Source organism: Streptacidiphilus monticola, from assembly GCF_042658505.1.
Taxonomy (GTDB): Bacteria; Actinomycetota; Actinomycetes; order Streptomycetales; family Streptomycetaceae; genus Streptacidiphilus; species Streptacidiphilus monticola.
The window spans coordinates 20,573-42,786 of the sequence record NZ_JBHSQJ010000022.1; the positions used below are offsets into that span (position 1 = coordinate 20,573).

General features: G+C 73.9%; 17 protein-coding genes. 8 read left to right on the forward strand and 9 right to left on the reverse strand.

Going from position 1 to position 22,214, the window contains the following annotated elements; genetic code table 11:
• The first annotated feature begins 48 nt into the window (after positions 1–48).
• Positions 49–2,274, forward strand: a complete 2,226-nt coding sequence (locus ACFP3V_RS07090) for a peptidoglycan DD-metalloendopeptidase family protein (protein WP_380580935.1) — start codon at positions 49–51, stop codon at positions 2,272–2,274.
• Positions 2,275–2,293: 19 nt separating this feature from the next.
• On the opposite strand, the gene ACFP3V_RS07095 is transcribed toward ACFP3V_RS07090, so the two are convergent.
• Positions 2,294–2,947, reverse strand: a complete 654-nt coding sequence (locus tag ACFP3V_RS07095; protein WP_380580937.1) for an HAD family hydrolase — start codon at positions 2,945–2,947, stop codon at positions 2,294–2,296.
• 45 nt (positions 2,948–2,992) lie between these two features.
• Complete coding sequence (proC, locus tag ACFP3V_RS07100) at positions 2,993–3,802, reverse strand: pyrroline-5-carboxylate reductase (protein WP_380580939.1); 810 nt, start codon at positions 3,800–3,802, stop codon at positions 2,993–2,995.
• Positions 3,803–3,941: 139 nt separating this feature from the next.
• Between proC and ACFP3V_RS07105 the strand changes: the two genes are divergently transcribed.
• Together ACFP3V_RS07105 and ACFP3V_RS07110 are read left to right on the forward strand one after the other, a co-directional pair.
• Positions 3,942–4,394, forward strand: coding sequence for a hypothetical protein (locus ACFP3V_RS07105; protein WP_380580941.1), 453 nt, complete (start codon positions 3,942–3,944; stop codon positions 4,392–4,394).
• A gap of 73 nt (positions 4,395–4,467) precedes the next feature.
• On the forward strand, positions 4,468–5,607 hold the full coding sequence (locus tag ACFP3V_RS07110; RefSeq protein ID WP_380580943.1) for an SCO2583/SCO2584 N-terminal domain-containing protein: 1,140 nt from the start codon (positions 4,468–4,470) through the stop codon (positions 5,605–5,607).
• A 7-nt stretch (positions 5,608–5,614) separates the two neighbouring features.
• Here the strand turns inward: ACFP3V_RS07110 and ACFP3V_RS07115 are convergent, their stop codons facing one another.
• Positions 5,615–6,106, reverse strand: a complete 492-nt coding sequence (locus ACFP3V_RS07115; protein WP_380580945.1) for an EamA/RhaT family transporter — start codon at positions 6,104–6,106, stop codon at positions 5,615–5,617.
• A gap of 209 nt (positions 6,107–6,315) precedes the next feature.
• On the opposite strand from ACFP3V_RS07115, the gene ACFP3V_RS07120 reads away from it, so the two are divergent.
• The gene (locus tag ACFP3V_RS07120; protein ID WP_380580947.1) at positions 6,316–7,335 is read left to right on the forward strand and encodes a sodium-dependent transporter; all 1,020 of its coding nucleotides are present in this window, start codon (positions 6,316–6,318) and stop codon (positions 7,333–7,335) included.
• Between the two features lie 40 nt (positions 7,336–7,375).
• Here ACFP3V_RS07120 and ilvD read toward each other — a convergent pair whose 3' ends face one another.
• The 3 genes from ilvD to ACFP3V_RS07135 all read right to left on the reverse strand — a co-directional run bounded on the left by ilvD (position 7,376) and on the right by ACFP3V_RS07135 (position 11,343).
• Entirely contained in the window at positions 7,376–9,226 is a 1,851-nt protein-coding gene (ilvD, locus tag ACFP3V_RS07125) for a dihydroxy-acid dehydratase (protein WP_380580949.1), read from the reverse strand.
• Positions 9,227–9,286: 60 nt separating this feature from the next.
• Entirely contained in the window at positions 9,287–10,108 is an 822-nt protein-coding gene (locus ACFP3V_RS07130; protein ID WP_380580951.1) for a sugar phosphate isomerase/epimerase family protein, read from the reverse strand.
• Positions 10,109–10,413: 305 nt separating this feature from the next.
• Positions 10,414–11,343: a Ppx/GppA family phosphatase gene (locus ACFP3V_RS07135; RefSeq protein WP_380580953.1), complete on the reverse strand. Its 930-nt coding sequence runs from the start codon at positions 11,341–11,343 to the stop codon at positions 10,414–10,416.
• Positions 11,344–11,436: 93 nt separating this feature from the next.
• Here ACFP3V_RS07135 and ACFP3V_RS07140 point away from each other — a divergent pair, with 93 nt between their 5' ends.
• A complete protein-coding gene (locus tag ACFP3V_RS07140; RefSeq protein WP_380580955.1) occupies positions 11,437–12,258 on the forward strand; it encodes an AIM24 family protein in 822 nt (273 codons plus the stop codon).
• Positions 12,259–12,328: 70 nt separating this feature from the next.
• Here the strand turns inward: ACFP3V_RS07140 and ACFP3V_RS07145 are convergent, their stop codons facing one another.
• Positions 12,329–12,772, reverse strand: a complete 444-nt coding sequence (locus ACFP3V_RS07145; RefSeq protein ID WP_380580957.1) for a COG4315 family predicted lipoprotein — start codon at positions 12,770–12,772, stop codon at positions 12,329–12,331.
• 26 nt (positions 12,773–12,798) lie between these two features.
• Positions 12,799–16,518 (reverse strand): choice-of-anchor D domain-containing protein, encoded by a 3,720-nt coding sequence (locus ACFP3V_RS07150; RefSeq protein WP_380580959.1) that lies wholly within the window; start codon positions 16,516–16,518, stop codon positions 12,799–12,801.
• Positions 16,519–16,714: 196 nt separating this feature from the next.
• Here ACFP3V_RS07150 and ACFP3V_RS07155 point away from each other — a divergent pair, with 196 nt between their 5' ends.
• Positions 16,715–17,533, forward strand: a complete 819-nt coding sequence (locus ACFP3V_RS07155; RefSeq protein ID WP_380581052.1) for a DUF3109 family protein — start codon at positions 16,715–16,717, stop codon at positions 17,531–17,533.
• A gap of 16 nt (positions 17,534–17,549) precedes the next feature.
• On the opposite strand, the gene ACFP3V_RS07160 is transcribed toward ACFP3V_RS07155, so the two are convergent.
• A complete protein-coding gene (locus ACFP3V_RS07160) occupies positions 17,550–19,148 on the reverse strand; it encodes a hypothetical protein (RefSeq protein ID WP_380580961.1) in 1,599 nt (532 codons plus the stop codon).
• 200 nt (positions 19,149–19,348) lie between these two features.
• Here ACFP3V_RS07160 and radA point away from each other — a divergent pair, with 200 nt between their 5' ends.
• Entirely contained in the window at positions 19,349–20,869 is a 1,521-nt protein-coding gene (gene radA / locus ACFP3V_RS07165) for a DNA repair protein RadA (protein ID WP_380580963.1), read from the forward strand.
• A 111-nt stretch (positions 20,870–20,980) separates the two neighbouring features.
• The gene (disA, locus tag ACFP3V_RS07170) at positions 20,981–22,087 is read left to right on the forward strand and encodes a DNA integrity scanning diadenylate cyclase DisA (protein WP_380580965.1); all 1,107 of its coding nucleotides are present in this window, start codon (positions 20,981–20,983) and stop codon (positions 22,085–22,087) included.
• The last annotated feature ends 127 nt before the right edge of the window (positions 22,088–22,214 follow it).

Genomic DNA, 22,214 nt, shown 5'->3' on the forward strand with positions numbered 1-22,214 from the left:
TCCGCGTCGCTGCCGGGCCTGCCGTCGACCGTTCCCTACGGTGAGCCCATGGGTACGCTCGACCGCCTCCGCCGCTCGGCTCCGCCCGACGCCACCGCCACCTTGCTGACGGCCCTGTTCGCCGTCCCCGCCCTCGATGCCGCCGCGATCAGCCCGGCGCTGCTGGCCCGAGTCCCCCTGCCCCGACTGACCGCGATGCTGGCCGCCCTGACGGACCGTCACGGCGCGCTGCGGGCCGTGCGGCCCCGGGAGGGGCTGTACCTGCTGGAGTTCACGGACGGGGAGGAACTCGTCCACGCCGAGCTGGACCCGGAGGGCCGCCTCGCCTCCCTCGTCTCCGGCCCCGGCGCCCTCCTCGCCCGCGCGGCGCGCCGCGCCACCCCCGACGACGCCCCCGTCCCCCGCCCGGCGCCCGCGCCCATCGACCCGGGTGACCACCCCGAAGGCGCCGCCTCGGTCGCACCCGAGCCCCGCTCCGCGCCCGGCGGGCAGGTTGAGGGCGCGAGAGGGCGGGTCACCGCGTACGCCGCGGAGGTCTCCGGCCGCCCGTCCAGGGGAACGGGACCAGTCGGCGCGGCCACGAGCGTTGTCCCGTCAGGCCCCGGACGGGGCAGCAGAGCTGACGGCGCGCCAGCCGGAACGGCTGCACCGGCGGCACCCACCGACTCGGTCGGCGCAGGGGCGGCAGCATCACCATCCGCCCTGGGCGAGCCGACTGACGGCGCGACAGCGAGCGGGGCGGAGGACGCCGACCCCTCGGGCGCGACAGCGGGATCGGCAGGCCCGCCCGCACGCAGGCTGCACCTCCACCACGCGCAGCACCCCCAGGCCGGAAGCTCCGCCCCCGTTGACGCGGACGGGGCCGACCGCCCCAGCGCTGGAGCCGGCAGCGGAGTCGTCTCCCAGCCCCCCGGATCGTGGGTGGCGAGCGACAGCCGGCGGACGTCCGGGCCGTCGGTAGGGAGCGACGGCCTGCGGAACGGCAGCGAGCCCGGCGGGCCACCGCCCGCGCAGAGCGACGACAGCCAGGCCCCCGGCATCCGGACCACCGGCACGCCTCTGGGAAGCGACAACCTCCAGAACCGGAGCAAGCCCGACGCGCCACCGCCCGCACAGAGCGAGAACAACCAGGCCCCCGGCATCCGGACCACCGGCACGCCCCTTGGAAGCGACAACCTCCAAAACCGGAGCAAGCCCGACGCGCCACCGCCCGCGCAGAGTGGGGGCGGCCGGGCTCCCGGGAAGCGCGCTCGGGTCAGGTCGCCCAAGCCGTGGGGGCAGCGCGAGGGTCGGGGGGACGGGGGCGGGCGTGGTGCCCCGGAGGGCGGAAGGGGCTCGCGTGCGGGCGTCGTCATCGGGTTGCAGCGGGCGCTCGGGGCGTACTGTGCGGCGACCGCCGTGGAGTTGGTGCTGCCGTGGCTTGCCGGGACCGGGCCCGGATGGTCCCTGCTCGTGGCGCAGACGCCGGCGTTCGCGTGGTACGTCCTGCGTACCGCGCCGACGCACGCCGTGCCGCCGTGGTTCCGGTGGCTGGCCCTCGCGCCCGCCGCAGGCGGCCTGTTCGCGGGGCTGCGCGCCTGGCAGCTGCCCTGGGCCGCCCGCCCCGGCGTCCTGGAGGTGGTGTTCGCCGTCGGGGTGTTCGGGCTCGCTGCCTGGGCCTGGCGGCGCAGCCGCCCCGTGCGGCCCGCGCCGGTGAGCCACCCGCTGGTGCTCCGGTTCCCGCTCCGCGGCGGCACCTTCGCCTTCACCGAGGCCGGCGGTCCGGCCGTCAACCGCTACGCGGACGAGTCACTGATCCCCGGCGGCGACCGCTCGCGCCGCTACGCCGCCGACATCGTCCAGCTCGGCGACGGCCCCCAGTGGCGCGGGCGCCGCGCCCTCGGGCTCTCGCCCACCGCCAACAACCGCTACGCGGTCTTCGGGCACCCGGTCCACAGCCCTGTGGACGGCGTCGTCCTCGCCGTCCTCGACGGGCTGCCCGACCACCCGCCGCGCTACCTCTCCGCGGCCCATCCGGACGGCAACCACGTCGTCATCGACACCGGCCGGGGGCAGGTCGTGCTCGCCTGGCTGCGGCGGGACAGCATCCGCGTCCAGCGTGGAAAGCACGTCACCGCAGGGCAGTTGGTGGGCGCCGTCGGCAACAGCGGGGCTGGCACCGAGCCGGGGCTGCACCTGCGTGCGGAGACGGGGGTCGGCCTCGGGCTGCCCTTCCGCTTCGCGGAGCTCAAGGGCGTCCCGCTGCGCGGCCGACGCCTGACCGTCCCGGAGTGAGACGGCGCCCGCCCCCACCTCAGTCAAGTCCGAGCAGCTGCGGCACCGCTGACAGGTCGTCGAACAGCCCGGTGGCCGCGGCGAGCCGCTCCTTCGGGGTGAGGGCGGCGTAGCCGAAGACGTCCATGCCGGCGGCGTTCGCCGCCTGGACGCCGAGGGGGCTGTCCTCCAGCACGACGCAGCGGCCGGGCTCGACACCCATCTGCCGTGCGGCGTGCAGGAACAGGTCCGGGGCGGGCTTGCCCCGGCCGACGTCCTGGGCGGAGAAGAGCTGGGCGTCGCCGAAGAAGACGTCGAGGCCGGTCTTCCGGTGGGCGGTGCGGATCCACTCGTGGTGCGCCGAGGAGGCGACGCAGTAGGGAATCCCCGCCGCCCGTACCAGCCTCAACAGCTCGGCCGCGCCCGCCACGGGCGTCAACTGCCGCTGGAACGCGGCGAAGACGCGGGCGTGGAAGTCCTCGTCGAAGGTGGGCGGGAGGGTGGCCCCGGCGAACCGCTCGGCGACGACGTCGTGCACGGCGTGGGCGGCCGCGCCCATGAAGTCCCGGTAGGAGTCCTCGATCGTGGTCGGGAAGCCCAGCTCGGTCAGGTACTCGGCGAGCAGCCGGTTGGCGATGGGCTCGCTGTCCACGAGCACGCCGTCGTTGTCGAAGATCACCAGGTCGTAGCGCACGGGACCGCAGCCTACTTGCCGCCCGCCTGGCGCCCGGCGGGCGGCCTACTTGCCGCCGGAGGCCAGCTCCTGGGAGCGGTTGCGGGCCGCCTCGAGCGCGGAGAGCAGCGCGGCCCGCACACCGTGGTTCTCCAGCTCGCGGATGGCCGCGATGGTCGTGCCCGCCGGGGAGGTGACCGCCTCGCGCAGTTTGACCGGGTGCTCGCCGGAGTCGCGCAGCATCACCGAGGCGCCGATCGCGGCCTGCACGATCAGGTCGTGCGCGACCGCCCGGGGCAGGCCGAGCAGGATGCCGGCGTCCGTCATCGCCTCGACCAGGTAGTAGAAGTAGGCCGGGCCGGAGCCGGAGAGGGCGGTGGCCGCGTCCTGCTGGGACTCGGGCACCCGCAGGGTCTTGCCGACCGGCTTGAAGATCTCCTCGGTGCGCAGCAGGTGCTCCTCGCGCGCGTGCGCGCCGGCGGAGATGACGCTCATGCCCTCGTCCACCAGCACCGGGGTGTTGGGCATGACCCGGACCACCGGGGTGCCGGCGGCGAGCCGCTCCTCGAACCAGGCGGTGGGGATGCCGGCCGCCGCGGAGACGACCAGCTTGTCCGCGCCGAGGTGCGGCGCCAGCTCCTCGACGAGCGCGCCCATGTCCTGCGGCTTGGCCGCGAGGATCAGGGTGTCGGCGAGCTTGGCGGCCTCCTCGTTGGCGACCGCCTCGACGCCGTAGCGCTCGCGCAGTTCGGCGGCGCGCTCCGGCCGACGGGCCGTCACCAGCACGTCCGCCGGGGACTTCCCGGCCCGCAGCAGGCCGGACAGCAGGGCCTCACCGATCTTGCCGGTGCCCAGGACGGCGACTCGTTGCGTCATGCCGCCATCCTCGCACCGGCGCGACGGGTCGCGGCGGAGGCGTCCACTCCTCGGATGGGCGCGGGCGGACCGGGATATCCGGCGAAACTCAGGGTTGCCCCCTATAGGCAAGCGGCCGCGGCAGGCGCACCGTTGAGGCATGACTGGCAATGATGTGTCCCGTCGCGAGTCCGGCACCCTGGCCGTGGCCTCGACGTCGCTCGGCCCGTGGAAGACCGCGGCCGCGGTCGGCGCGGTGGGCGGCGCGGCCGCCCTGGGGATCGACCTGATCAGCCTGCACTGGTCGCTCAGCATCCTGGCCGGGCCGGCCGGGATCGGGCTCTTCCTGTTCTTCCTCGTCGGCGGGGCGGGCTCGGTGCTCACCAAGAAGGGCGGCGACCGCCGGCTGCGCCGCTGGGCCGCGGAGCACCCCTGGCAGACCGCGGCGGTCCCCGCAGCGGGGCTGTTCGTCACCAACACGCTGACGGAGTACTTCCTGAGCACCAGCTCGGGCGTGTTCAGCAGCATCTTCACCGCGCTGTGGCACGCGATCATCCTCTTCGGGATCGTCGGCGTCGTGGGCGCGGTCGCCGGCTCGCGCAACCGGGGCTGAGCAGCGCGGAGTTCGAGGGATCGTGATCTGATCGTTCTCGCACGGGTGAGCGGATCGCCGCCATACTGTCGCGGTGCCGACGACCGATGATCACGATCCCTTCGAGAACCTGACGCTGGACGAGGACTTCGTCAACAGCGCCGAGCACAAGGAGGGTTCCGCCCGCGCCCGGCTGCTCGCCTCCCGCTGGAAGCAGCAGCCGCCGCAGGACACCGCCTGGCGGGCGCCGGTCGTCCCGCTGCGCAGGTCCCGGAGTCGGTGGCAACTGCCGCTCGGCATCGCCGTCGCCGCGGGGCTGGTGCTGGTCAGCATGAACGCGGGCCGGATCCACTCCGCCCTCTACGGCGCCGACCGTGCCGCGACGGCCACCCCGCTGGCTCCGGAGACCGCCCGGCCGAGTTCCGCCGCGCCGACCCCCGACGACCCGGACACGCCCACCCTGGCGCACCCCTTCGCCGGCTCCCCGGCCGCCCAGTGGGCGTCGGGCAGCGCGGGCATCTACGTGCCGCCTGCCCATGGCGTCGGCGTCTACAGCAGCAGCGACGTCGCGTCCTACCTGCGCAAGGCCCGCCAGTTCCTGGTCCTCACCAATCTGGACCCGGCCGTGCTGCGGGGCGGCAACCCCCAGGCGGCGCTCGACCTGATCGACCCGCTGCAGAAGCAGCTGCTGGCCGAGGTGAAGCGCAACCTGGCCCACCCCTCGGCCAAGGGCAGCGCCACCGACCTGGTCACCCGGTTCAACCCGGACCAGGCCCAGCTGATCGGCACGACGGTGAAGGTGCGCGGGGAGCTGGCCTTCAAGGGCGACGGCGACGGCGGCCTCGACATCACCGCGGACGTCACCTTCGTCTACCCGCTGCGGCCGGGCCCCCACCCGGTGCCCAGCGCCGCGCCCAGCACCCCGGTGCGGCAGGCCTCCGATTCGACGGACGTCACCCGCAGCATCGTGCGGCGGATCTACACCCTGAACGTCCCGAACCCGCACAAGTGGCAGCACACCCCGGGCACGTTCTTCATCCAGGCGTGGAACCCCGACATCGGCAACACCGCCTGCGGCGTCGACAACGGCTTCGTGAACCCCGAGTTCCCGGAGGAGGCGCCGCTCGACCCGAGGACCGGAGAGAGCCCCACGGGCCCGGCGGTCGACCCCTACGACCGGAGCAAGGTCCCGGATCCGAAGCGCGCGGGGTGCGGCACCCTGAGCCGGACCTGACGCACCGTCAGCGGCGCCGCTTGGGGCGGGGCTTCGCGCCCTGCCCCTGCGCCCTGCGCGCCGCCTTCGCCCGGGCCAGTTCGTAGCGGGCCCGCCGCACCGACTCGCCCGGGGCCTCGACCAGGCTGCGGAAGAAGTAGGCGGCGAGCGAACCGACGAAGCCGATGACCAGGATGGCCCCGAGCGACTTCTCGTCGGCCATCCAGCCGGAGAGCGACTCCTTGCCCCGGCTCAGTACGTTCCAGGTGCGGACGGCGGCGATGCAGGTGCACACCGCGATGGCGGCGATCAGCAGGGTCTCCACCAGGGAGCCGACCTTGGCGAGGAACACGCCCTGCACCGCGAACCGCAGCAGGAACGCCCCCGCGACGGCGCAGGCCAGCGCGCCGACGCTGACCAGCACCCGCCGGACCCAGTAGGCGCCGCCGCGGTCGACCCAGGTCGTGCCGAAGAAGCGGATCGGGTCCGGGACGGCGGGGCTGCTGGGCTGGTTCGGCACGTCACCGATTATGCGGCACTCCGCGTCCTCCGGTCCGGCCCGGTGCCACCAGGGCTGACCTGCGCATTCCCGGACAGCCGAAAGCTCGCTCGATCGGTGGAACTCCGCGCTGACGACTGTCCCGCGGGCCGCGACGCCGATTGGATGGTGGCTGCGCGGCTGTCACACCGTCAGAAGTGCCGTCGGAAGGGGGGCTTGCCGTGGCGTGGATGGAGACGTGGGTGGCCCGGCTGCAGCGCAGGCTGCTCTGGGTCCTGCTGGGGGCCTACGTGCTGGCGGCGCTTGCGCCCGGGCCCGGGCTCGCCCTGCGCGCGGTCGATCTGGCGCGGCTGGACGGCATCCGGCTGCCGCTGCCCGCGGCGCTGCTGGGGCTGATGCTGTTCAACGCCGGTCTCACGGCACGGGTGGGCGAGCTCTCCCGGCTGGCGCGGGCGCCGAGCCCGCTGCTCGCCGGGGTCCTTTCGAACGCGTTGCTGCCCACGCTGCTGCTGGCTCTGGTGGCCGTCGCCGCGCCGGCCTGGCACAGCTCCCGGGAGGCGCAGAGCCTGCTCGTCGGACTCGTCCTGGTGGGGGCCATACCGGTGGCCGGGGGCGCCACCGCCTTCGCGCAGAGCGCCGAGGGCAACACCGGCCTCAGCCTCGGCCTGGTGCTCGCCTCCACACTGCTCAGTCCGCTGACCGTGCCGTTGGGGCTGCACCTCGGCGGGTTCCTGGCCGAGGGGTCGTGGGGCCGCGAGCTGCATGCCGCCGCCGGGCAGGCGAGCAGTGCCTTCGCGGTGCTCGCCGTCGTCCTGCCGTGCCTGCTCGGGCTGCTGACGGGGCGTCTGCTGCCGCCCGGCCGGGCGCTACCGCTGGTGCGGTCGGCCAGTCTGGCCGTCACGGTGCTGCTCAGCTACACCAACGCCTGCGGCGCGCTGCGCCAGGTGGTGGCCCATCCGGACGTGGACTTCCTGCTGTTGGTGCTGGCCGTCTCGGCGCTGGTCTGTGGCTGCTGTTTCCTGTCCGGCTGGGCACTGGCCGCCCGTCTGGGCGTCCCCCACGCGGACGCGGTGGCGCTGACGTACGCGTCGGGAATGAACAACTCCAGTGCGGGAGCCGTGCTGGCGGCCACCCGGCTGCCGGGGCATCCGGCGGTGCTGCTGCCGATCCTGGCGTACAGCCTGCTGCAGAAGGTCATGGCCGGCGCGGTGGGCGCCTTCACCGCGACGCGCCACGACCCGGTCCGGTGAGGACCGGGTCGTGGCGCGTGAGGGACCCAGCGGGTCCGTGTCAGCCGAGCTTGGAGACGTCGCGGACGGCGCCCTTGTCGGCGCTGGTGGCCATCGCCGCGTAGGCGCGCAGCGCCGCCGAGACCTTGCGCTCACGGGCCCGCGGCGCGTAGACGCCGTTCAGCGCCTCCCGGCGGGCGGCCAACTCCTCGTCGGAGACCAGCAGTTCGATGGACCGCGAGGGGATGTCGATGCGGATCCGGTCGCCGTCCTGCACCAGGGCGATGGTGCCGCCGCCGGCCGCCTCGGGCGAGACGTGGCCGATCGACAGGCCCGAGGTGCCGCCGGAGAACCGGCCGTCCGTGATCAGCGCGCAACTCTTGCCCAGGCCACGGCCCTTGAGGAAGGAGGTCGGATAGAGCATCTCCTGCATACCCGGGCCGCCCCGCGGGCCCTCGTAGCGGATGACGACGACGTCGCCTTCCTTGACCTGCTTGGCGAGGATCTTCTCCACCGCCTCGTCCTGGGACTCGCAGACCACCGCGGGCCCCTCGAAGGTCCAGATGGACTCGTCCACGCCGGCCGTCTTCACCACGCAGGCGTCGGGTGCCAGGTTGCCCCGGAGCACCGCCAGGCCGCCGTCCTTGGAGTAGGCGTGCGCCACGTCGCGGATGCAGCCGCGGGCGGCGTCGTCGTCCAGCGTGTCCCAGCGCTCGGACTGGGAGAAGGCCTCGGCCGACCGCTTGCAGCCGGGGGCGGCGTGCCACAGCTCGACGGCCTCGGCGGAGGGCGAACCGCCGCGCAGGTCCCAGGTCTTGAGCCACTCGTCCAGCGAGGGGGCGTGCACGGTGTGCACGTCCTGGTGGAGCAGGCCGCCGCGGTGCAGCTCGCCCAGGATCGCGGGGATGCCGCCGGCCCGGTGCACGTCCTCGATGTAGTAGGTGCCGGTCGGGGCCACGTTCGGGGCGACCTTGGCCAGGCACGGGACCCGCTTGGAGACCTCGTCGATGTCGGCCAGGGTGTACTCCACCTCGGCCTCCTGGGCGGCGGCCAGCAGGTGCAGGATCGTGTTGGTGGAACCGCCCATGGCGATGTCCAGCGCCATGGCGTTGTCGAAGGCCTGGCGGGTCGCGATGCTGCGCGGCAGCACGGACTCGTCGCCCTCGGCGTAGTAACGCTTCGTCAGTTCCACGACCGTGCGCGCGGCGTTCTCGTACAGGGCGCGGCGGGCGGTGTGCGTGGCCAGGGTGGTGCCGTTGCCCGGCAGCGAGAGGCCGATGGCCTCGGTCAGGCAGTTCATCGAGTTGGCGGTGAACATGCCGGAACAGGAGCCGCAGGTCGGGCAGGCGTTCTCCTCGATGCGACGGATGTCCTCGTCGGAGACGTCCTCGTTGACCGCGTCGGAGATGGCGTTGATCAGGTCCAGCTTGCGGACGGTGCCGTCGACCAGGGTGGCCCGGCCGGCCTCCATCGGGCCGCCGGAGACGAAGATCGTCGGGATGTTCAGCCGCAGGGCGGCCATCAGCATCCCCGGGGTGATCTTGTCGCAGTTGGAGATGCAGATCAGCGCGTCGGCGCAGTGGGCCTCGACCATGTACTCGACGGAGTCGGCGATCAGGTCGCGCGACGGCAGCGAGTAGAGCATGCCGCCGTGGCCCATGGCGATGCCGTCGTCCACGGCGATGGTGTTGAACTCGCGCGGCACGGCGCCCGCGGCCTTGATCGCCTCGGAGACGATCCGGCCGACCGGCTGCAGGTGGGTGTGGCCGGGGACGAACTCGGTGAAGGAGTTGGCCACCGCGATGATCGGCTTGCCGATGTCCTCGTTGGCTACACCGGAGGCACGCATGAGGGCGCGGGCGCCCGCCATGTTGCGACCGTGGGTGACCGTACGGGACCTCAGCTGCGGCACCGGACTCAACTCCTCAGGTGGTGCTCGTGATGCTTTCTGGTGGTCTTGCGAGCCTACGCCTCAGGCTCGCCCTTTGGACACCTTGTCCGGGATGCGGGCAGCGGCGGCGAGGTGCAGCCGGGTGTAGGCGAGCGCCTCGGCCAGGTCGGCCTCGCGTTCGACGGGTCCCGCGGCCCGGCGCGTGTTGACCTCCAGGACGACGTGCCCGTCGAAGCCGCGGCGGGCCAGCCCCTCCAGCACGTCGGCGCAGGGCTGGGTGCCGCGCCCGGGGATCAGGTGCTCGTCCTTGGCGGAGCCGGACCCGTCGGCCAGGTGCACGTGGGCGAGCCGGTCGCCCATCCGGTCCACCATCGCCAGCGCGTCGCCGCGGGAGGTGGCGACGTGGGACAGGTCCACCGTGAAGTGCCGGTAGTCCTCGGTGGTCGGGTCCCAGTCGGGCGCGTACGCCGCGACCTCGCGGTCGCGGTAGCGCCACGGGTACATGTTCTCGACGGCGAAGCGGACGTCGGTCTCGTCGGCCATCCGCCAGACGCCGCGCACGAATTCCCGCGCGTACTGGCGCTGCCAGCGGAACGGCGGATGCACGACCACGGTCGAGGCGCCCAGCTTCTCCGCGGCGGCGCGGGCTCGCTGCAGCTTGGCCCAGGGGTCGGTGCCCCAGACCCGCTGGGTGATCAGCAGGCAGGGCGCGTGCACGGCGAGGATGGGCACGCCGTGGTAGTCGGAGAGGCGGCGCAGCGCCTCGACGTCCTGGCTGACGGGGTCGGTCCAGACCATGACCTCGACGCCGTCGTAACCGAGCCGTCCGGCGATCTCGAAGGCGGCGGCGGTGTTCTCCGGATAGACGGAGGCCGTCGAGAGCCCCACCTTCGCAGCGGGCACGAGCGCACCGCGCCCGCGGGGCGCGTGGACCGTGCCGAGGGAGCGGCTTCCGTCATGTCCTGGTTCCACCACGCCTGCCAGGTTATGCGCCCCAGCCCCCCACTGCGGTGCGATCTCCCTCACGGCGGGCCCCCGAGGGGCGCGAGGCTGTCGACACGTGCGGCTCCGCCGCTTCGGCGCGAGCACCCCCACCCACGGAGGTTCGACCCGCACAAGGGGCCGGACCTCCCCGAGTGGTGTGTTGCTCGCGCCCACGCGGCGGAGCCGCACGTGTCGACAGCGCCCCCGAAAGGGCCCCTGACGGGTCATTCGCCGAGGCGGTCCAGCTTCCGGAGGATGACGCCCTCGCGCAGGGCCCACGGGCAGATGTCGAGGGAATCCACCCGGAAGAGGTCCATCGCGCCGTCCGCGACCAGCGCTCCCGCCAGCAGTTGGCGTGACCGCCCCTCCGAAACCCCTGGCAGCAGGGCACGCTGATCGGCCGTCATGACGGCGAGCCGGGGCACCCAGTCCTCCAGCGCGGAGCGGGTGAGACGGCGGGGCACCAGGGGCCCCTCGCTCTCGCGGGCCGCGCCCGTGATCCGGGCGAGCTGCTTGAACGTCTTCGACGTCCCCACCACGTGGTCCGCAGGACCCAGCCGGGACACCTCCGCCACCGTGCGGGCGATCTCCGCCCGCACGTGGCGGCGCAGTTCGCGCACGTCCTCCGCCGACGGCGGGTCGCCCGGGAGCCAGCCGGCCGTCAGCCGGCCCGCGCCCAGCGGCAGCGAGATCGCGGTGTCGGGCTCCTCGTCCAGGCCGCAGGCGATCTCCAGCGAGCCGCCGCCGATGTCGAGCAGCAGCAGCCGGCCCGAGGACCAGCCGTACCAGCGCCTGGCGGCGAGGAAGGTGAGCCGGGCCTCGTCGCCGCCCGAGAGCACCTTCAGTTCCACCCCGGTCCGCTCGGCGACCCGCTTGAGGACCTCCTCGCCATTGGCGGCCTCCCGTATCGCGGAGGTGGCGAAGGGCAGGATCTCCTCGACGCCCTTGTCCTCGGCGACCCGCATCGAGGAGGCGACCATGTCGACGAGCCGGGTCACCCCGTCCTCCTGGAGCGCCCCGCTGTCGTCGAGGAGTTCGGCCAGGCGCAGTTCGAGCTTGTGGGAGTAGGCGGGCACCGGTGCGGCACCGGGGTGCGCGTCCACCACGAGGAAGTGGACGGTGTTGGAACCCACATCGAGAACGCCGAGTCGCATAACCGCCCACGCTACGCGATTCCCGCCCGGGAACCGGCGGCCGTGTCAGTCTCGTTGCACGTCAGCGGAAGACCCCGTACCGAGGAGAGCGCCGTGACCCTCCAGCACCAGATCGTCGGCAACGCCATGCAGATGGCCGTGGTCCAACTCCAGCCCGGGCAGACGGTCTACTGCGAGGCGGGCAAGTTCCTGTTCAAGACCGCCAACGTGACCATGGACACCCGGCTGTCCGGCCCCGGCGCGAACGGGGCGAACGGCGGGCAGCCGGGCGGTGCCGGCGGTGGCATGGGCGGCTTCCTGCGGCAGGCGATGGGCACGGCGATGCAGGTGGGCCAGCGCATGCTCGCGGGCGAGAGCATCGCCTTCCAGTACTTCACCGCCCAGGGCGGCGAGGGCACCCTGGGCTTCGCCGGGACCATCCCCGGCGAGATGCGGGCACTGGAGATCACGCCCGGCCGGGCCTGGCTGGCCGAGAAGGACGCCTTCGTGGCCGCCGAGACCGGCGTGGACTTCGGGATCGAGTTCTCCGGACTGCGCACCGGCATGAGCGGCGGCGAGGGCTTCATCCTGGAGAAGTTCACCGGTCAGGGCACCGTGATCATCGCGGGCGCGGGCAACTTCATCGACCTCGACCTGCAGGACTTCGGAGGCAAGCTGCACGTCGACACCGGCTGCATCGTCGCCTTCGAGGAGGGCGTCCGCTACGGCGTCGAGCGGGTCGGCCGGATGAACCGCCAGGGCGTCATGAACGCGATGTTCGGCGGCGAGGGCCTGTCCCTGGCCACCTTGGAGGGCCACGGCAAGGTGATCCTGCAGTCGATGACCCTCGAAGGCCTGGCCAACTCGCTGCGCAAGGCGCAGGGCGGCGACAAGCAGGGCGTGACCGGCGGTCTGTTCTCCACCGACGTGCAGTGACGTTCTCCACCGACGTGTGGTGACACCGGGCCCGCTGCCCCCGGGACAGGCAGCGTGCCCTGACGCCGTGTCAGCCGTTCACCCGGTTCGGCGGATTGACGACGTGCCAGCTCAGCGTCACCCCGTTGGTGTCGCCGGGCTGGTCGCCGGTGAAGGTGTAGAGCGGCTCACCGTCGTAGCTGACCTGCTCCCCGCCCTCGGGGCGGGTGACCAGGCCCAGCGTCCCGGCGATGCCGACGGGCAGCTGCAGCGGCACGGCGGGGTCGTGCAGCAGCGGGTGCCGGGTGGCGGTGCACGCGTCCACGCAGCCGATGCTGCCGCCCTGGTCGCCGTCGAAGTGGTAGAGCACGTCGCCGTGGTCGTCGGTGAGGACCCGGCCCTGGGTGTCCGTGTCCGCCACCAGCACCGTGGGTGGCGGCGGGGTGGGCGGGGTGTCGGCCGGCACGGCCGCGCGGGCGGCGGCGCAGCCCGCCAGCAGCAGCACGGCGGGGAGGGAGAGGACTGCTCGGCGCATGACGGCCTCCTCGGGCACGGGGCCCCTCAGTACGTGATCGTAACGCCGCTGACGGCGTGTCGGTCGGTGCGCGAACCGGTGGCCGCGGTGAAGCCGACCAGCACGTTCGAGGGCAGGGTGAGCGCCTTGTCGAGCACGAGGCGCCCGGCGACGGCGACCTGCAGGTGCCTGGTCGCGGTGTAGCTGACGACCACGGCGACCGGCCCGGAGCGCAGCGCGGGGACGGCGGTCGAGGTGGCTGCGTAGACCAGCCTGGTGCTGGTGCTGCCGGCCACGATCGCGGTGAAGTTGGCGGAGGGGTCGCCCGGTCCGCGATAGGTGTCGAGGCTGACGGCGATCCCGGGCAGGCCGGCGTAGCCGAGGAAGCCGCCGCCCCGGCCGAGGGCCGGCAGATGGGCGCGGGCGGCGTCGAGCAGGGTCAGGGTGAGGCCGTCCGCCCCGGTCCCGCCGCCGATCGTCGCACTGAAGGAGGCCCGCAGCCGGGCCGAGGGCACGGCCACGTTCGAGAAGTCGCTGCCCGTCCGGCCGGCGAGGGCGGGCGTGAGCACCAGCGTGGTGCCCGACATCGCGGCGCTGCCCGCGCGCACCCAGGTGTAGGGCCCGGGCGGCGGGACCGCGTAGGAGCGGGCCGTCGCGGTGACGGCGCGCACGGCGTGGATGTCGGTGGCGCCACCGGTCCCGCCGGTGAAGGCCAGCAGGGCGGTCGGCGTCAGGGCGGCGACGGTGGTGTGCAGGACGGCCTTGCCGTCGACGGAGACGTCCAGCGTCCGCCCGGTGACGGCCACGCCGACGACGTGCGGACCGCTGCGCAGGGCGGGGACGGCGGTGCTGGTGGCGGCCCAGACCGGGGTGGCGGAGGTGCTGCCGTTGCTGACGCCGACGAAGTTCGCGCTCGGGTCGCCGGAGTTGCGGTAGGTGTCCAGGGCGACGGCGACGCCGGGCAGCCCGCCGAAGCCGAGGCCGCTGCCCGTCGCGCCGCGCACGGCGGGCGTGGTCCGGGCCGGGTCGAGCAGGGCCAGGGTGAGCCCGTCGCCGCCGCTGCCGCCGCCGATGACGGCGGTGAAGGTGACCCGCAGCCCGTCGGTGAGGACCGGCGTGGGGAACACGGCCGAGCCGGACTGGTTGATCGTGGCCCGGGTCAGGTCGATGTCCGAACCGGCGGGCCTGGCGGCCGAGTTGAGCGTCCAGCCACCCGAGCCGGGATCGGGCAGCAGCACGCTCCCCGGAGGCGCGCCGGTCCCGGTCAGGGTCTCGCGCTGCGCTCCGCTGCCGTCGTCGGCGGTGATCTGGTAGACGCCGGTGGCCGCGCCGACGGCGGTCGGCGAGAAGGTGACCGACTGGTGGATCACGTCGCCGGGGTTGAGCTGCTGTCCTTCGGCGACCGGGTTCGCGGTGACGAAGGGGGCGCCCGGCGGCGCGGCCTTGGTCAGCGTGAGCGGGATGTTCCCGGTGTTGGCGATGTCGAAGGTCCGGGTGACCGACTTGCCCACCGGGACGGTGCCGAAGTCGGTGCGCGCGGGAGTCAGCGTCAGGTGCGCCTGGCCCTGGACGGCGGTGCCGAGCAGGGAGACCGTGGCGGTGCCGTCCGGGCCGGCGACGGTGAGGGTGCCGCTGTCGTTCCCGGCGGCGGTGGGCCGGTAGGTGACCGGGACGGTGACCGAGTCCTTGGGGTGGACGACGGTGCCCGCGGCGGGCAGTCCGTCCGCGCTGAACGGGGCGGTGGGCGCTGTGCTGCCGGTGACCGTCTCGTCGGCGCTGCCGGTGTTGGTGACGTTGACGGTCAGCGTCTTCTCGGTGCCCGTGGCCACGGTGCCGAAGGCCAGCGTCGAGGGGAACGGCGTGAAGCCGGGCGCGATGCCGTAGCCGGTCAGCCCGAAGCCGACGGTGGCGGTGGAGCCGCCCCCGGTGTCCAGGCTGTAGGTCAGCGTCCCGCTCGCGGACCCGGGCGCGGTGGGGTTGAAGGCGCCCTGGACGGTGTAGGTCTGACCGGCCGTCAGCTGGACCGGAAGTCCCGGCGCGGTGACGCCGAAGGGGGCGCCCGCGCTGACGCCGGTGATGGTGACGGCATGGGTGGCCGTGACGGTAACGGCCTGCGGCGCGCTGCCGCTGCCGACCGGGGTGTCCGGGAAGGCGGTGGCGCCGCCGGTGAGCAGGCTGGCCGCCGGGCGGCCGAAGGCGATCACGTGCCCGTCCCTGGTGCCGACGTAGACGCGGCCGCCGCTGGTCGCCGGAACCTCGAACTTGCTTGCGGTGCCGATGGGTTCGGAGTGCAGCAGCTCCAGCGTCCCGTTGCCGTCCGGCACCGCCCGGTAGGCGCGCAGCGTGCCGTCCGCACCGGAGGACCCGGAGGAGTACACCGCCCAGACCACCGCGCTGCCTGCGGTGGTCCGGTCGGACGTGACGACCGGGGATCCGGAGGTGTAGCCGAAGGACTCGGCGCTGGTCCCGGCCAGGCTGAGCACGGGCTGCCCGGAGCCGTCGACCCCGCGCCGGTAGGCGCGCAGCGGACCGCGGCTGCCGACGGCGTAGACCCAGCCGCCCTCGCCGCCGTAGACGGCGGGATGGCCCCACACCCCTTCGAAGGGCCCGGTCACCCCCACGACGGCGTCGGTGCCACCCGGCCCCTGCGCGCGGCCGCCGAGGTGGTCCCGGTCGAGCAGGAAGACCCGCCCGTCCTTGCCGATCTGGACCAGCAGGTGCGGGTGGGCGGCGGTGCCGAAGCCGTCCGGGAGGGCGACCGGGCCGCCGGAGCCGAGGTCGGTGTCGTTCTGGTCCAGCGTGGCCGCGTTCGCGGGGCTGAAGAAGTCCTGGGCCGCCATCGTCCCGTCGCTGTTGACGGCCAGTCGGACCACGGACTCGGACAGCTGCCCCGGCGGCCGGTCGCCCGGGGCGGGCGCGGGCGCCACGCCGTTGCCGGTGGAGAAGATGATCCGGCCCGGGCCGTCGGAGACCAGGCCGCCGCCGCCCATCCACACCCCGGCCATGCCGTTCGCGGAGTTGTCCTCCGTCGCCCACAGCCTGAGCGCGCGGGTGCTGGTGTTGAGCGAGGCCACGTAGCCGACGTAGGGACCGAAGTCGCAGTGGGAGGCGAAACCGATGAACAGCCGGCCGTCGAGCAGCAGCAGGCCGGGGCGCTGCATCGCGGTCTCCGGGTTGAAGGCGCGGGTCGGGTCGTTGCTGGGGGCGCCCGCCACGGTCACCGGCCAGCCGCTGCGTTCGGCGCCGGTGGCGAGGTCCAGGGCGTGCACGTACCAGTGCGGGTGCGCGGCGTCGGGGCCGTCGTTCACCTTGGCGGTGAGGTAGACGGTGCGGGTGGCCGGGTCGAGGACCGGCGTGGAGGTGACGCCGATGTCGGGCACCAGGTCGCCGCAGCCGACCGTGGCGGCCGGCCAGGGCGTGCCGAGGTCGCGACGCCAGCTGACCGCGCCGGTCGTCGCGTCGATCCCGTACACCTTGTCGTTCTCGGTCGCGGCGACCACCAGCCCGCCCGCGACCAGCGGCTGGGCGTAGACCTGGCCGTCCACCGCGGTGCTGAACTGCCGTCCGAAATCCGAGCTCTGCACGTCGGCGGGGCCGAGCGCGCTCTCCTGCGGGTCCCAGCCGGTGCGGGCCGGATCGACCGAGACCGTGGTCACGTCGGCCCGGGCGGGCTCCGCCGCGAGCGGCCCGGCGAGCAGACACGCCGTCAACAGCCCGGCCCACACCGCCGACCGCCGCGTCGGTCGCCCCCGGCCCACCGCACCCATGCCCTGCCTCCCGTCCGCCTTCGACGCTGAAAGCGTGCGGTCATGCTGTCGGAAAGTAAGGACGGCGGCACAGGGCGTGAGCGCAGATTCACGCGCACGGGTGCGCATCCGGGCCCGTCCCACGTCAGCGCCCGGCCTGGTCCGCAGAACGCGGCGCTCCGCATAGGCTGAGTCCGTGGCAGTAGTGGACGTGCAGATCACCGACCCGAAGGCGGCCAGGCGGGCCGCCAAGCAGGCCCGCAAGCGCGAGGTCCCGCTGGACTTCCCGCGCGCCTGGGCGGAGTTCGCCGACCCGGCGGGCCCGGACCCCGGCGAGGAGGAGGCGCAGGTCTTCCGCGTGGACCTGACCTGGCTCACCTCCCGCTGGACCTGCGTCTTCGGCCGCGGCTGCCACGGCATCCGCCCCGGCCGGGCCGCCGACGGCTGCTGCACGCTGGGCGCGCACTGGTCCGACGAGGAGGACGAGCAGCGGGTCCTCGGCCACGCGGCCCGGCTGACCCCGGAGACCTGGCAGTTCCACAAGCAGGGCACCGGCCCCAAGGGCATCACCGAACCCGACGACGACGGCGAGCCGCGCACCCGGCGCATCGACGGCGCGTGCATCTTCCTCAACCGCCCCGGCTTCCCCGGCGGCGAGGGCTGCGCCCTGCACACCCTGGCGCTGAGCGAGGGACGCGAGCCCCTGGAGACCAAGCCCGACGTCTGCTGGCAACTGCCGATCCGCCGCACCTACGACTGGATCGACCGCCCCGACGAGACCCGCTACCTCCAGGTCACCATCGGCGAGTACGACCGCCGCGGCTGGGGTCCCGGCGGGCACGACCTGCAGTGGTGGTGCACCGGCAGCCCGGACGCCCACATCGGGGCGGAGCCGGTGTACGTCTCGTACCGCGCCGAGCTGGTCGAACTGATGGGCCCTCAGGCCTACGCCGTCCTGGTCGACCTCTGCGAGCGCCACCTCTCCGCCCCCTCCGGCCCCGTGGCCCCCCACCCCGCAGACCCAGACCCGGCCTGAGCCGCGCGGGCCCCGGTCAGCCGCCCTGGGGCGCGGCGGCGCCGGACGGGGCGGAGCAGTCGGGGGACGCGCCGGGGCAGTCGGAGGGCGAGGCCGTCGGGGTGGGCGTCGGCGAGGCCGAGCTCTGGGACGGCGTGGGAGTCGGAGTCGGCGAGGCCGACGAAGCGCTCGGCGAGGGCGACGGCATGCCGCGGCGCCCGCCGGACCCGGTGACGGTGACGACGGCGCCACCGGGCGCGAAGCGCACGTGCGCGGTCCAGGAGCCGTCCGGAGCGATCGCGTCGTCCACCGTGACCAGCACCGTGGCCTGCGTTCCAGCAGCGAGCACGCCGGAGTCGCGGCTCAGCCGCAGCCAGGAGGCGTCCGGGCTGGCGTGCCAACTCACCGACGAGCCGCCGGGGTTGCTCAGCGTCAGCACGGTGCGTCCGTTCAACTGCCCTGCGGTGACGACGAGTCGGCCGGGGCCCGCACTGGGCGGCGTCGGTGTCGACCGCGTCGCAGGGGTGCTGACGGTGGTGACCGGCACCCCCACGCCCTCACCGAGGTGGCCGCTGCTGCCCTGACCCGCGGTCGTCGCCCCGCCGGGCGCGGCGGCCACGGTCGCGGGCGCGCTGCCGCTCGCCACGGGCACCGGCTGGGTGGAGGCGGTCGGTTGGGCGGTCGGCGAGCTGACCTGCACCCCGGTGATCCCGGCCGCCCCGCCCGGACCCTGCGCCTGCGGCTCCCCCGAACCCGCCGGAGCACCGTGCAGGGCCAGGGCCACCCCCACCGGCCCCAGCACCGCCGCCGCCACCAGCACGCCGGCCAGGCCCCGGTGACGGGCCGTCAGTGCCCGCTGCTCCTCCGGAGTGCGGTGCACCGGGAAGCCGCGGCGGTCGAAGACGGGTTCCCGAACAGGCTCCCGGTCCCGTGCGAAGAAACCTTCCCCCACCTTCAGCGCCCGGCGCGGCACCCGGATCAGCGGCAGCGCTCCGGCCGCAGCGAGCGTCCCGGGCCACGGCCCCTGCGCCCGGCCACGCTCCACCGCGCCGCGGCAGGTGGGGCAGGCGTCCAGGTGTCGGACCAGCTCCCCCCGCAGGGCGGGCGCCAGCACCGGGCCGCGGTCGCGGCCCAGGCGGCTCAGCTCCGGACAGGCGTCCTCGGCCAGCAGGGCGAGCGCGGCGGCCGTGCGTTCCAACTCCTGCTCCGCCTCGGCCAGCAGCTGCATGGCGCGCTCGGCGCGCAGGTCGAGCACCGCCGCCAGCTCGGGCACGTCCAACTGGTGACGGCCCGTCAACTCCAGCAGCTCACGCTGCTCGGGCGTGGTCCCCGCCGCCTCGGGCCACGCCAGCCGGGCGAGCCGCGGATGCGCGGCCGGATCGGCGGCGTCCACGGGGGCGAGCCCGCCCCGCTCCAACCGGACCAGGCAGACGTACCGCGCCAGCGCGTACAGCCAGGCACGCTGCAGCTCCGGGCGGCGCAGCCGCCGCCCGTGGCGTATCGCCAGCTGCTTGACCTCGCGAACGGCGGTCAGCGCCTCGTCCTGGTCGCACAGCACCGACAGGCAGTAGGTGAAGAGCGCGTCGCCGAGGTGCTCGGCCGCCTCGTCGACGGCGCCGGGGGTTTCGGTGCTCACCACGCCGACGCTAGGGGGGTGGCGCACCCCGACCCCCTCCCCACAGCCCCCGATCCACGCTTTCGGGTGACAACCCGTAACCCCCGGGAGGTCGCCTCCCCGGGAGCGCGAGGCGTCGACACCTGGCTCCGCCGCGTGGGTCGACAGCCCCGCGCCCCCGGGGAGGGGTCCTGTCAGAGGGAACAGCTACGGTTCAGGGCATGGCAGCACGAACGTCCAACTCCAAGGCGCGCTCCACCTACCGGTGCACCGAGTGCGGCGCCACGCCGCCCAAGTGGACGGGTCGCTGCTCCGAGTGCAACGCGTGGGGCACCGTGGAGGAGTACGGCTCGCCCACGGCCGTGCGGACCACCGCGGCGGGGCCGGTCTCGCAGGCCGCCAGGCCCATCGGGCAGGTGGACGCCACCGTCGCGGCCTCCCGGCCCACCGGGATCGACGAGTTGGACCGGGTCCTCGGCGGCGGGCTGGTGCCCGGCGCCGTCGTGCTGATCGCGGGCGAGCCGGGCGTCGGCAAGTCCACCCTGCTCCTCGACGTCGCCGCCAAGGCCGCCGGTCCCGGGCACCGCACCCTCTACGTCACCGGCGAGGAGTCGGCCAGCCAGGTGCGCCTGCGCGCCGACCGGATCAACGCGCTCCACCCCGAGCTCTACCTCGCCGCCGAGACCGACCTCGGCGCGGTCCTCGGGCACATCGAGCAGGTGCAGCCCTCCCTGCTGATCCTCGACTCGGTGCAGACCGTCGCCTCCGCCGAGCTGGACGGCGCGCCCGGAGGCCCCGCGCAGATCCGCGAGGTGGCCAACGCGCTGATCCGGGCCTCCAAGACACGCGGCATGTCCAGCCTGCTCGTGGGCCACGTGACCAAGGACGGCAACATCGCCGGCCCGCGGCTGCTGGAGCACCTGGTCGACGTCGTCCTCCATTTCGAGGGGGACCGCCACGCCCGGCTCCGGCTGATCCGCGGCGTGAAGAACCGCTACGGCGCGACCGACGAGGTGGGCTGCTTCGAGCTGCACGACTCCGGGATCACCGGCCTGCCCGACCCCTCCGGTCTCTTCCTGACCAAGCGGAAGGAGCCGGTCCCCGGCACCTGTCTGACCGTCACCCTCGAAGGCCGTCGGCCGCTGGTCGCCGAGGTGCAGGCGCTGATGACGGACACCCAGATCCCCTCGCCGCGCCGGGCCACCTCGGGTCTGGACTCGCCGCGCATCGCGATGATCCTCGCGGTGCTGGAGCGTCACGGCGGGGTCAGGCTGGGGAAGTTGGACATCTACGCCGCCACCGTCGGCGGCGTTCGGCTGAGCGAACCGGCGGCCGACCTCGCCGTCGCCCTGGCTCTGGCCAGCTCGGCCGCCGACACGCCGCTGCCCCAGGAGCTGGTCGCCGTGGGCGAGGTGGGGCTTGCCGGAGAGGTGCGCCGGGTCACCGGCGTCGAGCGCCGGCTGTCCGAGGCGCACCGGCTCGGCTTCACCCATGCCCTGGTCCCGCCTGACCCCGGCAAGGTTCCCAAGGGGATGCGGGTCATCGAGGTGGCCACGATCGGCGAGGCGCTGGCCGCGATCCCGAAGCCCCGGCGGCCGCGCGCCGCACGTGCCGGCGAGAAGGCCGACGGCCGCCCCGCGGAGCGGTCGGCTGAACGGTCGGCCCCACGCCCGCGGATTCCTGACGATTCGTCTGATCCGATGGCCGGATGGGAGGAAATCGGGCGCAATACGCCCGAGTAACAGCACAGCCGGATCTCAAATCCCCCATGGGGGCAATAAGCAGGCACGTGCCCATGCAGCCGTAGGTAAAGTTGTACGCGCACACCCCACCCCATCGGAGGAGTAGCCCCAGTGGCAGCCAACGAACGGGGGGATCGCTCCTCCCGCGAGGAGGCCCTTCTCCGGGCTTCCCTCAGTGCCATCGCTCCCGGCACCGCCCTGCGTGACGGTCTGGAGCGGGTGCTGCGCGGCCGCACCGGCGGCCTGATCGTCCTCGGCTTCGACAAGCAGGTCGAGTCGCTGTGCACCGGCGGCTTCGTGCTCGACGTCGAGTTCTCCGCCACGCGGTTGCGCGAACTGTGCAAGCTGGACGGCGCGGTGGTCCTCGACAAGGACATCACCAAGATCGTGCGGGCAGGCGTGCAGCTGGTCCCCGACGCGGACATCCCCACCGAGGAGACGGGCACCCGGCACCGCACCGCCGAGCGGGTCAACAAGCAGACGGGGTACCCGGTCGTCTCGGTCAGCCAGTCGATGCGGCTGATCGCCCTCTACGTCAACGGCACCCGCCGTGCCATCGAGGACTCCGCCGCGATCCTCTCCCGGGCCAACCAGGCGCTGGCCACGCTGGAGCGCTACAAGCTGCGCCTGGACGAGGTCACCGGCACGCTCTCCGCGCTGGAGATCGAGGATCTGGTGACGGTGCGTGATGTCGCTTCCGTGGCCCAGCGGTTGGAGATGGTCCGCCTGATCGCGGACGAGATCGCGGGCTACGTGGTGGAGCTGGGCACCGACGGCCGCCTGCTCTCCCTGCAGCTGGACGAGCTGATCGCCGGGGTCGAGCCGGACCGCGAGCTGATCTCCCGCGACTACTTCCCGGAGCGGGCGGCGAAGAAGGGCCGCACGGTCCAGGAAGTCCTCACGGACCTGGAGGCGCTGACCCACACCGAACTGCTCGACCTGCAGACGGTGGCGAAGGCGATGGGGTACGCGGGCACGCCCGAGGCGCTGGACGCGGCGGTCAGCCCCCGGGGTTACCGTCTGCTGGCGAAGGTCCCGCGCCTGCCCAACACCGTCATCGAGCGACTGGTGGAGCACTTCGGCGGACTGCAGAAGCTGCTCGCCGCGAGCATCGACGACCTGCAGGCGGTGGAGGGCGTCGGCGAGTCCCGCGCCCGGAGCGTCCGCGAGGGGCTCAGCCGCCTGGCGGAGAGCAGCATCCTGGAACGCTACGTGTAGGTGCACCGCGCCCCGCCAGGGGCGCGAGGATCACCCACCCTCCCCCAGCCTTCGGCCGGGGTGCCCCCACGGCGGGAGGTGCCCCCAGCGCGAACAACACACCACTCGCGGAGGTCCGTCCCCGATC